Raw genomic sequence first — 12,905 nt, 5'->3', positions numbered from 1 at the left:
AGGTATTGATAGTTAATGAAGTGTTAATTATTTTTATAAATTCTTTAAAAGACAAAATGCTACAATATATACAGAACCATATATATTCCTTAATTTATTTATTTTTAGCGTTTCATACAGCTAAAGTTTCCGCACAGGTTGTATCTTTTGAAACCCAAATCCACTACTCTCCTACTGAGCTTACTAATTTTTTATCTTCAATTAATTCAGATGAAAATCAATTGTACTTCATAGCGAGTGACTACAATTTATATTGTTATGACAAAAATACTTTTGAGTTGAAATACAAAAAAGAACTCAATAGTAAAACCAACACAACACCTTACCTCTATAAAAACACCCTCATAACAAGCATATATGAAGATAAAAAACATTATGCAGCATTTCTAAATAAAAACACTGGAGAAACAATTCAAAAAATAAATCTATCACCTTTAAAAACAAAGTCCTATTTCATTGATGAATCCACATTTATTTCTACCATTATTGACGATAATGGCGGACAATTAGTCTGTTATGATTTAAAAAACGATACCCTTTTATGGAAACATTATATAGGTCATGGTGTTGATAAACCATTTTATATACAAGAAGAATCTATACTAGCCAATTTTGATAACGATGAATGGAAGATTGTCAGTTTTGATGGAACAATTCAAGAAGAAATAGTTGAAGAGTATCAAACAAACACCAAGTATAAACGACACAGTCTATTCTTTGATTTAACACATGATAAAAAGGAAATCAAAGTAGAATTTTTGAATAATTATTTTTCTAATACACAAAACTTAAAGGTCAAAACAAATGCTACTGCTACCGTATTATTGAATCCCAAAAAACTGATTGTACTTGCTGATAACCTAAAAGTTATTTCAAATAAAGAATTACACAAAATAATTCAATTACCCGATGAAGGCGAAAACGAGTATTTAGAAATTCTAAAAAAAGACACCAAAAATGTATGGTTCTTTTACCAAAACCTTATAGTCAATTTTGACTCTAAAAAAAACAAAGTAGCTAAAACCTACGACCTAACAAAATGGAATGTACACCAAGCTATTTTAGAAGAACATACATTTTGGTTGATTTCTAAAAACGACGGGCAATTGTATGGTTTGCAATTAGAAGTTACTCAAAGACAATTAGACGAAAAAACTGCAAGGCAGAAATATTATAACTGTACCGAACCTGAGAAAGCTAGAATTGAGGCTGAGAAAGCGGCGGAGGAAAAAACAAAAATTAATTAAATCTAGAAACATGAAAAAAATCATCACAATTTTCCTAGTAATGGCAACCGTATATACGGTAAATGCAGTAGCTCACAAAAATAACTATCTCAATAATATTCCAGATAATATTGACCCAAAAAATCAAATTATTTTATCACCAGACAATTTAAATAGTTATATGAATTTCAAACTTGGAACAAAAAAATCGTCTTATTCAAAAAATTTATTTATAGAACATGAAAAAGGAATTTATAAAATTAATACCAATGAGCTCGTATTAGATAATTTTTTTGATAACAAAGTTTATAAATGCCTTATTAAATTCAAAGGTGATAAAATAACAGAAATAGAGGTTGAATTAATGCTTCTTAAACCTATAGAAGACAAAAAAGATGAAGAAGATATTGTAAATATCATGACACAAAAAATCAATACCCAAATTGGCAACCTTAATAAAACTGAAAATGGCAACAAAGGAACTTTTGTTGTCTGGAATGGCCAAAAAGTACAAGTAAAACTATTTACTGGAAATGCTATAGCAAAAGGATTAAATTCAACTGGCATAATAAAAATTCCTTATTATAAAAGGACCATTACAATAAGTTACCTATAAAGAAACTTAAAAGACTTACATTTAGTTCTTATTTCATCATGTTAAAAAGTATTTTAAAACATGTAGAATTATTTTAAGATGAATCATAAAATAAGTAGTAATAAGTAAAACTTGACCAAGTTTTACTTATAAATAAAAAACAAAAACGAAGATGAGAGATATGGCTATATTGATAAAAATGGTCTGGAAGTAATTCCACGCATTTATGAATTTGTTTCTGATTTCAATATTGTAAAAGTAAAATTGCAAATCGCAAATTCTACATAGATAAATCAGGAAAAGAAATTAGATAACTAATAAAAGATTATTTTAGAGAAATAACAATAATTTAGTTATATAAAATTATGAAACATCTAATAATCATATTATCCTTATTCCTATATGCTTTTACAATACAAGCACAAAGCCATTATGAAATTTACAACCCTATTGATACGATCAATTCGCTTTTATATAAAAACCGAAATATCTATTTTGTCGATAATGGAGAAATAATAAAATTAAAGAAAATACAAGCTAATTCAAACGGAATAATTTCAATTATAAATAATACTAACATTGATGTTGACACTTCTGAAATTAAAACTATCGCTAAAAAAGCCCCCTTTCTAGATTTATTTGAGTTTGAAAAAATACAAATATCGGGTTCTAAATTAGAATTTAAAACAGAGCAAAATAGAACACACAGAACTATCTATGGCTTTAACAATAAAGACATATTTATTTTTAAGAAACAAATAGAACTATTACAAACATCTTACTATAAAAACAAGTCGCTTAGATTAATAAAAAGATATTATTTTGATTTCAAAACAGGTTATGATACACCAGGAGGATTTTTTACCGTAACAGATAATTATAAAGTAAAAATACTAAATAGTATTTTCACGATGAGCTTTGATATCTTTAAGTTTAAAGAATTTCAAAAAACAGAAAAAATAAGCTTTGACCTAAAAGATATAATAAGTATCTATAATAAAGGAACCGTATATCAAGAGTTTGAAAATGGTTATGTAATACAACCTGTAAGTTCTAGCATTGGCTTTAAATCAAAAACAATGGAGTATTCTCTAAATATTAAATTAAATAAGCAAATACAACCTGAAAACACCGAAATATATAAAGCATTTCAAGAATTATTAAAACAACAATAAAAAAAAAAAGAAAAATCTAAATATGAAAACAAAGAAAAATGTATTAATGATAATTGTACTCTTAACTTCTACAATAGGTCTAAGTCAGAATTTTGCAAAACTTTATTATAATAACGGTAAACTAAAATCTATTGGTAAAAGAATAGATGGTAAGCCATCAGGAGAATGGAAAATTTATAATATAAGTGGTCAATTAGAAGCAATTGTTAATTATGTTGATGGGAAGCAAGCTGGAGAATATAAATCGTTTCACGAAAATAATAAATTAGAAATAATTGGCAATTACATTGATGGAATGAAAACAGGTAAATGGACTTATTATCACGATAATGGACAATTACACGGAATTGAAAATTATATTAATGGAAAACAAGTAGGAGAAGAACTATCATATCACAGTAATGGTAAATTAATTTCAAGTGTAAATTATATTGATGGGAAACAAATAGGTATGCATAAATCCTATAATAAAAAGGGCCAATTAGAAAAAATCGGAAACTATATTGATGGCAAGAAAGCAGGAGAATGGAAAACATATTATGATAATGAGAAATTAATGCAAATTGGTAATTACATTGATGACAAACCTAATGGAGGATGGAAGCACTATTATAATAATGGGACATTAGAAAAAATGGGATATTACTATGATGGAAAAGAATTGGGTAAATGGGAGTTTTATGACGAAGATGGTAAATTAACTATTGATTACTACGTTAATGGCGAAGATATGGGAATAGGTAAATTTTATGATGTAAATAAAAAATCACATGAAACAGAAAAAATTTCAATTGATAAACTATCTGGAGAATGGAAATCTTATCATAAAAACGGAAAATTAAATTTCATTGGAAAATTTAAGAACGGAAAACACTCAGGAGAATGGAAATCTTATCACGAAAACGGAAAATTAAGAGAAATCAGAAATTATACTGATGGAACTAAAACCGGAAAATGGGAAGAATATTATGAAAATGGGCATAAATATACAATAGCAGAATATAAATTTATAGGTGGAGAATGGAAACTAACCGGAAATATCTATAAAGAAGATGGATCAGTTCAATATGAATTTTAAAAGTATTTAATGTTTTATAAAAACAAACAAGAAACGAATCACAATTAATAAAAATGACTCTCTCAAAGGAAGAAAAGAAATTCTGGCAGCGGCATTTTCGAATTGAAAAACTCGAAGATATTCCTAAGGAACTGCCTTTAATTGGCGGTTATGGCTTTGGGGATGAACAGGATGATGAGTATTTTTATTTCATCAGCATACGTGTTCCTATTGTCCATGAAATAATACTAAATGATTCCTATGTTACAGATGAAGGTGTAAAACACATGGCTAATTTCAAAGAATTAAGATTACTCTACCTGAGAAAGCATAAAGAAATCACCAAAAACAGTATTCCGTTTTTCAACCAAATGCAATCTTTACAAAGTTTGAATATTACCAAAACAGCCATCACTTTGACTAATTTAGTGGAGAGTTTAGACAATCAAAGCCTTAAAGAAGTTTTTTTGGATTCAGAAGAAGATGAAGCAAACATATTGGATAAAGCTTTTATACTAAAAGAGCGAATGCCCAAATGCAACATTTATTTAAACACTTGCTTTACTACTGAAAATGACGGTAGCCCAATTCTCCCTATTTTCTAAATCAACCACATTTTACAATTAACGCTTTATAATTTTAAACCAACACCTACCAAACGTCCTGAACACTCAGGACGTTTTTTTATTCCAAACTATTTATTAGATTTGCTTATAACCAAAAATTATCCTCAGATGAAACTACAGTACGCTACCCTTCTATTATTTATTTTCACTGTTTGTAATTCTTATTCTCAAAACGACACCACAAGAATAAAAGTCCATAATAAAGAACATTTTCTAACAACCGTTATTGGCTACACCATTACAGGAACCTATCTTTATGATGGAGAAGCAGAACCTATCGTACAACTCAACGCTAATGGAACAGGGATTTTTCAGCAGAAGGACTTAACTAGAAACAACATCATTTGGGGAATCGAAAGCAATGCCAATGGCAATCCAAAATACGAAGAAGGCTTCAATAGCGCTGCTTACACCCTTTGGTACAAAAACAATGCTGATAACGACGAAAAATGGGTAGCAACCCAGTTTTCAATCCATTACGACAAAAAGAAAATATTCATCGCTGGCGAAAGAAGCAAAGAGTACCAAGAAGAAATCAAATAATCCCAAATATGAATATGAAATAGTATAACTATTTTTTATATGACTGTCCGCTATGCGTACCAAAAAAATTATTATCTTTTTTACACCATTAAGAAATTAAGAAAATTAAGTTTTTAAACTTAACTAACCTTAATTTCTTAATGGTGCGTAATAAAAATAACTTTATTTTTATTGTAAGACTACAAAATTTTTAATTTACATTATAAACGGATAGTCATAATTTTTTTATTATAATATCTTAGATAAAAACTAAAAAAAACGTTATTTTTTTATATTTTGCAGTAAAACTCAACCTTCGGACCTATGGCTTCAATCACTAGACTTTTCGATATTCCTTACTACCAAAAGGAGCAATTTAATTCCATTCCTGATGCTTTGACTACCAAAGAAAATGGTGTTTGGGTAAAGACATCTACTCAAGAATACATCGATAAATCCAATGCCATTTCAAGAGCGCTATTGCAAATGGGCGTTCAAAAAGATGATAAAATAGCCGTTATCTCTTCAAACAATAGAACCGAATGGCATATTATGGATATTGGTATTTTACAAACTGGTGCTCAAAATGTCCCTGTTTATCCTACGATATCCGAAGATGACTATGAGTACATCCTCAATCATTGTGGTGCTACTTACTGTTTTGTTTCAGATACTGAAGTGCTTCGAAAAATTAATTTAATCAAAGACAAAGTACCACAACTGAAAGAAGTATATAGCTTTGATACCATCAACGGTTGCAAAAATTGGACAGAAGTACTAAAACAAGGAGAAGAAGCAAACAATCAAGACGAAGTTGAAGCTAGAAAAAATTCGATTATAACTGATGACTTAGCAACGATTATTTATACTTCTGGAACAACAGGAAGACCAAAAGGTGTGATGCTTTCGCACCGAAACATTGTTTCGAATGTAATTGACAGCGCTCCTAGAATTCCTTTTCAAGCAGGAAAAAGTCGTGCTTTAAGCTTCTTACCTATTTGCCATATTTTTGAGCGAATGGTCGTTTATTTATACCAGCACTATGGCGTGGCAATCTACTTTGGCGAATCAATTGAAAAAATTAGCGACAACATTAAGGAGGTCAAACCTACAGTTATGACAGTTGTCCCTAGACTAATTGAAAAAGTATACGATAAAATTTATGCCAAAGGAAATGATCTTTCAGGCATCAAACGAAAACTATTTTTCTGGGCTATCGAATTAGGTCTAAAATACGAACCCTATGGAGCCAATGGATTTTGGTATGAATTCCAACTAAAAATAGCTCGTAAATTAATTTTTAGCAAATGGAAAGAAGGCCTTGGCGGAAATCTAGAATTGATGGTTTCTGGAAGTGCCGCACTACAACCTAGACTTTGCCGCGTTTTTGCAGCTGCCGAAATCCCTGTCATGGAAGGTTACGGCTTATCAGAAACTTCGCCTGTAATTTCCGTAAATGATATGCGTAATCGCGGTTTCAAAATTGGAACCGTGGGCAAGCCTATCGATAATGTAGAAGTAAAAATTGCCGAAGATGGCGAAATCCTTTGCAAAGGCCCTAACGTTATGCTAGGCTATTTTAAAGACGAAACCAAAACTGCCGAAGTCATTGAAAACGGCTATTTCCACACAGGAGACATTGGCGAAATAGATGCCGAAGGATTCCTAAAAATCACCGACCGTAAGAAAGAAATGTTCAAAACATCAGGAGGGAAATACATTGCTCCACAAATTTTAGAAAATGCTATGAAGCAATCGCGTTTCATCGAGCAAATTATGGTCATAGGTGACGGTCAAAAAATGCCCGCTGCTTTCATTCAACCTAATTTTGATTTTGTCAAAGATTGGGCTAAAATTCACAAAATAAATATTGGCAACACCAATGAATCTATGATTGCTAACAAAATTGTAATTGGTCGTTTTCAAGAAGAAATAAACGTCATAAACGAAAAATTTGGTCATTGGGAACAAATCAAGCGATTCGAACTTACACCTGATGTATGGACGCCAGACAATGGACATCTGACTCCTACGATGAAACTAAAACGTAAAATCATCTTAGAGAAATACAAAAACTTATACGATAAAATATACAGCTAAACTTCAAAACCACGCCACATCAAGCGTGGTTTTTTTTTTGGAGTAAAACGATTTGAAATCACAACAACATCTCGCCCTGCTGTCCGCTATATCTCTCCGTCCCGAAAAAGCGGGACTACGAGGATGCCGCTTCCATCAGGACTATTTATGAACGTTTCATTTTCATAATGAAGTATAAATTTATCTAAATTACAACTTTAAATAAATCACAATAAAAGATTGATAATTACAAAGTTTTTAATGCAGCAATAAAAATATCAATATCCTCTTTTGTATTATAATGACTCAACGAAATACGCAAATTAGGTCTCTTCAACTCTTCAACTGAAAGCATCTCTGCTAATACGTGTGAAGGACGAATACTTCCACTCTGACAAGCACTACCACGAGAAACCGCAATTCCTTTCATATCCAAATGAAACAAAATCATCGCCGTTTTATCAGGAGAAAAAGGCAAGCTTACATTTAAAACCGTACACAAACTATTTTCATTTCCATTGATTATAAATCCCGGAAAAGCTTCTGAAAGTTGGGACACTAAATAGGATTTCAAATTTGATATTTCGGCTATTTCTTCATTCATCAGCTTGGTTGACAACTCTAGCGCTTTTGCCATTCCAGCAATCTGATGCACTGCTTCAGTTCCAGCACGCAATCCCTTTTCTTGTTCACCACCATACAATAATGGTTGCAAACCTGAATTTTTCTTTACAAAAGCAAAACCTACCCCTTTTGGTCCATGAAATTTATGCGCACTAGCCACAATAAAATCTACCGAAACCAATTGTAAGTCAATATCAAGCTTTCCTATAGATTGCACGGTATCCGAATGAAACAATGTCTTATACTCTTTGCAAAGCATACTTACACGCTGTAAATCCAAAACAACACCAGTTTCATTATTGACATGCATCAAACTCACCAAAGTCTTCCCTTCTATCCCTAAAAGCTCTACTAAATGCGTTAAATCAACTGTTCCATCTGCTTTAATATCCACATAATCCACCTGAATATTAAACTCTTTTTGCAATTCCTGAACCACATACAAAACAGCATGATGCTCGATTCTACTAGTAATAATGCGACGCACATTCAAATCCACCACAGCTGAGCGAAGAATCCAATTATTAGCCTCAGTAGCCGAAGAAGTAAATATGATTTCCGAAGCCGTAGCGTTGATACATTTAGCAATCCCTTTTCGTGAAAGTTCTAGGATGCTTTTACTATTACGACCTAAACTATGCGTTGAAGAAGGATTACCATAATCCTCCAACATTATTTTAGTCATTTCTTGTACAACTTCAGGTCTGATTTGAGTTGTTGATGCGTTATCTAGATATACTTTTTTCATTGTAGCAAAGTTATGAAATATCAATTGTGAAATCTTCAATATCATTTGCCATTTTTTTCGCTATTTTTGTGGCAAATATTCTTTACAATGAAAAAAATAGCAAGCCTACTGGCTTTTATGTTGATTTTAAATGGCTGTGACGACGGAAACCTTACTCAAGAAGACATTGATTTTGAAGATTTCACTACTCAAAGTTGTTCAACAAACAATATCATTTACAAAATCAACGACAAAGAAGCTTTACTTATCGAAATTCCACCTACTAGCTTTGGCACTGAACCTACTACCACATCACTAACAATAGGCACCACAACTAATCGTGTAATTTATCGCTTTTATGACGGTGCTGTTTCATCTGATAATTTTTGCGAAACAATCCAGCCAGCAACACCTATTGTTCTTGATCAATGGACTGCTACTTCTGGAACTATCAAGATAGTAACTACTGCTATAGCCCCTCCTTCAACAGACGGCAATAACAGTACTAAAATTACTGGATACAATCATCTCATAACCCTAACAGACATAACTTTTTCGATAAAAAATGGAGAACAAACTTTTAGAACACTTCCTTTTGGTAATTATGTAAAAACAATCACTCCACTTCAGTTAAATTTTGAAAAATTACTAACTAAATGTAGCGATTCAAATATATTATATGAATTCAAAAAGGACGAAGCCATCATGCTTAACATAGACCCTGCATTAATCGTTAACGAAGTTACAGCTACAAATAGCCCAAGAACAGGACTTATTGGCTCTACAACTAACACACTTACGTATCGATTATTTTCTGGTCTTTTAAGTAGTTCTTATTTCTGTAACACAACCACACCTACCACACCTACTCTTTCTCAAGAATGGACTGGCCTTGCAGGTGTATCTGGCACAAGTGGTATTATTGAAGTAACCACAACTACAAACGGTCCTAATGCTTTCAAGCACACAATAACATTAAAAAAAGCAACCTTAAAGAAAGGAAATAATAGTTTTACATTGGGTGATAGCTATATTTTAGGCGAACTAAACACGACTAATTAGTAGTAATTTCAGAACAATATTTCACATAAAAAAGGGATTAATTTCAAATGAAATTAATCCCTTTTTTATGTGATCAAAAACGCTAATTATTTTTACTTTGTTTGATATAAACCTCGGTAGCACCTTGTCCATATTTTTGATAATTGGCTTCTTGAAAATCGATATTATCATACCTTCCCAAAAGGAAATCCAACTCTGCTTTTAACACTCCTTCACCAACTCCATGAATAAAAACAATCTTCGGAATTCGGTTTTTAATAGCGAACTCAATATGTCTTTTTGCCGTTTCAGATTGCAATGTTAGAATGTCATAATTCGACATCCCGTGTTTGTTTTTGACCAGTTTTTCGATGTGCAAATCAAACTCAGGAACTGGTGTTTCACTTTTACTTTTACGTTCCTTCACAAAACTTCTGGGTTTTGGAATGGCTTTTTCTTTTTTAACCTCACTTATATTAATTCTTTTAATAGAATCATCTAAACTACTGGAATCGTTTACTTTAATTATTTCGTTGACAAAATATGTCATCACAAACCCATCGGTAGTTTCAATTACTACCTCCTTATCTTTCACCGAAATAACGACACCATCTACAGCATCATCTAGAACCGAAACCTTATCTCCTTTGCTAAACATTTTCTTCTTCTTTACTTTGATTCTTACTAGGTGTTTTGGCACTCAATTGCATCATTCCAAACATGAAAACAACGATAGCACCCACCATCAAGTACACATTTTTTTTGGCGCTCACTTGCTCTGTCAAAATAACAAGTATCGCAATTATCATAATTAAAATTCGAATTATTTTCATTGTATTTTTTATCTGGTTTCAAAAATAAGAAATTAAAAACTAGCATCCTTTTTTACACTCAAAACATTCTTTTTAATTTTGTAAATTGCCTCAAAAATCACCCCTTGGAAACCCAAAAAATCTTACTCCCCTGCATCAGTAAAACCCTCTTTGGAATGGAGTGTTTAGGCTGTGGTTTTCAACGTTCCTTTTTACTTTTAGCGCAAGGCAATTTTCAAGCTGCTTTCGAAATGTATCCCGCTATTTTTACGACCATTCTTTTTTTAGTTTTTATCAGCTTTCAATATTTGTATAAAAAAACCGTTTCCCAAAAAACTATTCAATTACTATTTTGGACACAACTCCTATTTATGATTATAGGTTATGGTTACAAGAATTATTTCCTTTTGTCTTCTTAAAAGATACCGTTAATCAAAAATAGTTCAATATATTTGTGAAGCATAATTACCGAAAAATCATTTCAAAAATGCAAATCAACTATTCACAAGATTCATTCTCTTTCAATTCACAAACTCCATTGTGTCATTGTTGTTGCTGTTGCTAAAAATTACAGCATGAATTTACATTTTCTTTCACCTTTTAAACTTTTATAATCATGACAAAAGATCTGATTATCCAAAATATTGACGCTTTAAAAAGTCATTTATCTATCAATTATGGAATCAAAACTAAAATAGAAAATTTCACCGAAAAATTATTCTATACTCTTTTTGACTCCAATGCCTCTTTAACGGAGAGTGTCGATGAACTTGAAAAGATTTTCAAAGACATCTCAAAAGTAGCTTGCAAAAAACCTCAAAGTGATTGTGACACCATTTGGATTAGCTTTCTTCAAAAACTACCTACTGTACTTGAAAAACTTAATCAAGATGCCGCTTACATTCTGGAAAACGACCCAGCATCTAATAGTATTGAAGAAGTTTACTTGGCTTACCCTGGTTTTTACGCTATCGCCATTTACAGACTAAGTCACGAACTTTACTGTCTTGATTTAATGCTTTTCTCTAGACTAATGAGTGAGTATGCCCATAAAATTACTGGAACCGATATTAATGCGGGAGCTCAAATCGATTCTCCTTTCTTTATTGACCATGCAACAGGAATTGTAATTGGTGAGACATCTGTTATAAAAAAATACGTCAAAATATACCAAGGAGTTACTTTAGGCGCATTAAGTGTAAGTAAGGACATGAAAAATGCCAAACGACACCCAACAGTAGAAGAAAATGTTTGTATCTATGCCAATGCAACCATTTTAGGTGGAGAAACCATAATTGGCCAAAATAGTATTGTAGGTGGAAATGCTTGGGTTACTAAATCTATACCAGCTAGGTCAATTGTGCTAAACACCACCACCACCGAAGTAAAAGTTAAAGAAATTAAATAATTTAAAAGCCGTTTTTTGCTTTTAAACATACCGTCCAAAATATGAAACCTCAAAAATTAGTTGACTTAATAGGAAACACTCCACTTGTTGAAACAGTCAATTTAGTACAAAATAAAAATGTAAAACTCCTTTTAAAACTAGAAGGAAATAACCCTGGCGGCAGTGTCAAAGATAGAGCCGCTTATTATATGATTAAAGGCGCTCTTGACCGTGGTGAAATCAAAAAAGGAGACAAATTAATAGAAGCCACGAGTGGGAACACTGGAATTGCTTTAGCGATGATTGCACAATTACTTGGCATTGAAATCGAATTAATCCTTCCTGAAGATTCAACCAAAGAACGCACTCAAACCATGCGTGCCTATGGCGCAACTGTAATCTTGACTTCTGCCAAAGAAGGAATCATCGGTTCTAGAGATTATGCCGACAAAAAAGTAGCCGAAGGCGGTTACATTATGCTCAATCAATTTGCGAATGAAGACAACTGGAAAGCGCATTACAACACCACTGGTCCAGAAATTTGGAGAGATACTGAAGGTAGCATTACTCATTTTGTATCCGCAATGGGAACTACAGGAACCATCATGGGAACTTCGACATTTTTAAAAGAAAAGAATCCAGCAATTCAAATCATAGGAGCACAACCTAGCGAAGGTTCTCAAATTCCAGGAATCCGTAAATGGCCACAAGAATATTTACCAAAAATATTCAATCCTTCAAAAGTAGATCAAACCATCGATATCTCTGAAGCTGAAGCACGCGAAATGACCAAGCGTCTCGCTCTTGAAGAAGGCGTCTTCGCCGGAATGAGTAGCGGTGGCTCTGTAGCTGTAGCCGTAAAAATTGCCAACCAACTAGAATCTGGTGTGGTTGTAGCTATCATCTGTGATCGTGGAGACCGATATTTATCTTCGGATTTGTTTGATTGATATGAAATTACAACTCAAAATCTAAGCACTAATTTTAGTGCTTTTTTTATATAAAAAAACCAGCTCAAAATTACTTGAACTGGT

The 12,905-nt window shown here is 32.1% G+C and carries 15 protein-coding genes; 12 read left to right on the top strand and 3 right to left on the bottom strand.

Annotation, left to right across the window (positions count from 1 at the left end; genetic code table 11):
- Window positions 1–56 precede the first annotated feature (56 nt).
- The 8 genes from SLW70_RS10075 (at window position 57) to SLW70_RS10045 (ending at window position 7,301) form a co-directional block, all read left to right on the top strand.
- Complete coding sequence (locus SLW70_RS10075; RefSeq protein WP_320888219.1) at window positions 57–1,247, top strand: hypothetical protein; 1,191 nt, start codon at window positions 57–59, stop codon at window positions 1,245–1,247.
- Between the two features lie 40 nt (window positions 1,248–1,287).
- Window positions 1,288–1,842, top strand: a complete 555-nt coding sequence (locus tag SLW70_RS10070) for a hypothetical protein (RefSeq protein WP_320888218.1) — start codon at window positions 1,288–1,290, stop codon at window positions 1,840–1,842.
- Window positions 1,843–1,974: 132 nt separating this feature from the next.
- Window positions 1,975–2,109, top strand: coding sequence for a WG repeat-containing protein (locus SLW70_RS16690; RefSeq protein ID WP_414458251.1), 135 nt, complete (start codon window positions 1,975–1,977; stop codon window positions 2,107–2,109).
- Window positions 2,110–2,186: 77 nt separating this feature from the next.
- Window positions 2,187–2,996 (top strand): hypothetical protein, encoded by an 810-nt coding sequence (locus SLW70_RS10065; protein WP_320888217.1) that lies wholly within the window; start codon window positions 2,187–2,189, stop codon window positions 2,994–2,996.
- Window positions 2,997–3,018: 22 nt separating this feature from the next.
- Window positions 3,019–4,074 carry a toxin-antitoxin system YwqK family antitoxin gene (locus SLW70_RS10060; protein WP_320888216.1) on the top strand — a complete coding sequence of 352 codons (1,056 nt, stop codon included), beginning with the start codon at window positions 3,019–3,021 and terminating at the stop codon, window positions 4,072–4,074.
- A gap of 53 nt (window positions 4,075–4,127) precedes the next feature.
- On the top strand, window positions 4,128–4,658 hold the full coding sequence (locus tag SLW70_RS10055; protein ID WP_320888215.1) for a hypothetical protein: 531 nt from the start codon (window positions 4,128–4,130) through the stop codon (window positions 4,656–4,658).
- Between the two features lie 129 nt (window positions 4,659–4,787).
- Complete coding sequence (locus tag SLW70_RS10050; RefSeq protein WP_320888214.1) at window positions 4,788–5,222, top strand: hypothetical protein; 435 nt, start codon at window positions 4,788–4,790, stop codon at window positions 5,220–5,222.
- Window positions 5,223–5,525: 303 nt separating this feature from the next.
- Entirely contained in the window at window positions 5,526–7,301 is a 1,776-nt protein-coding gene (locus SLW70_RS10045) for a long-chain fatty acid--CoA ligase (RefSeq protein ID WP_320888213.1), read from the top strand.
- Window positions 7,302–7,527: 226 nt separating this feature from the next.
- Here SLW70_RS10045 and SLW70_RS10040 read toward each other — a convergent pair whose 3' ends face one another.
- Window positions 7,528–8,652, bottom strand: a complete 1,125-nt coding sequence (locus tag SLW70_RS10040) for a cysteine desulfurase family protein (protein WP_320888212.1) — start codon at window positions 8,650–8,652, stop codon at window positions 7,528–7,530.
- Between the two features lie 87 nt (window positions 8,653–8,739).
- Here SLW70_RS10040 and SLW70_RS10035 point away from each other — a divergent pair, with 87 nt between their 5' ends.
- Entirely contained in the window at window positions 8,740–9,693 is a 954-nt protein-coding gene (locus SLW70_RS10035) for a hypothetical protein (RefSeq protein ID WP_320888211.1), read from the top strand.
- Window positions 9,694–9,775: 82 nt separating this feature from the next.
- Here the strand turns inward: SLW70_RS10035 and SLW70_RS10030 are convergent, their stop codons facing one another.
- Both SLW70_RS10030 and SLW70_RS10025 read right to left on the bottom strand, forming a co-directional pair.
- Window positions 9,776–10,330 (bottom strand): Smr/MutS family protein, encoded by a 555-nt coding sequence (locus SLW70_RS10030; RefSeq protein WP_320888210.1) that lies wholly within the window; start codon window positions 10,328–10,330, stop codon window positions 9,776–9,778.
- Entirely contained in the window at window positions 10,323–10,505 is a 183-nt protein-coding gene (locus SLW70_RS10025; protein WP_320888209.1) for a hypothetical protein, read from the bottom strand. The genes SLW70_RS10030 and SLW70_RS10025 overlap by 8 nt, the downstream gene beginning before the upstream one ends.
- A 155-nt stretch (window positions 10,506–10,660) precedes the next feature.
- Here SLW70_RS10025 and SLW70_RS10020 point away from each other — a divergent pair, with 155 nt between their 5' ends.
- From SLW70_RS10020 to cysM, 3 genes are all read left to right on the top strand, one after another.
- Window positions 10,661–10,903: a DUF2752 domain-containing protein gene (locus tag SLW70_RS10020; protein WP_320888208.1), complete on the top strand. Its 243-nt coding sequence runs from the start codon at window positions 10,661–10,663 to the stop codon at window positions 10,901–10,903.
- A gap of 197 nt (window positions 10,904–11,100) precedes the next feature.
- Complete coding sequence (locus SLW70_RS10015; RefSeq protein ID WP_320888207.1) at window positions 11,101–11,892, top strand: serine O-acetyltransferase; 792 nt, start codon at window positions 11,101–11,103, stop codon at window positions 11,890–11,892.
- A gap of 41 nt (window positions 11,893–11,933) precedes the next feature.
- Window positions 11,934–12,821 (top strand): cysteine synthase CysM, encoded by an 888-nt coding sequence (gene cysM / locus SLW70_RS10010; RefSeq protein ID WP_320888206.1) that lies wholly within the window; start codon window positions 11,934–11,936, stop codon window positions 12,819–12,821.
- Window positions 12,822–12,905 lie beyond the last annotated feature (84 nt).

This window comes from Flavobacterium sp. NG2, from assembly GCF_034119845.1.
Lineage (GTDB): Bacteria > Bacteroidota > Bacteroidia > Flavobacteriales > Flavobacteriaceae > Flavobacterium.
This window is presented reverse-complemented; position numbering and strand designations above follow the sequence as displayed.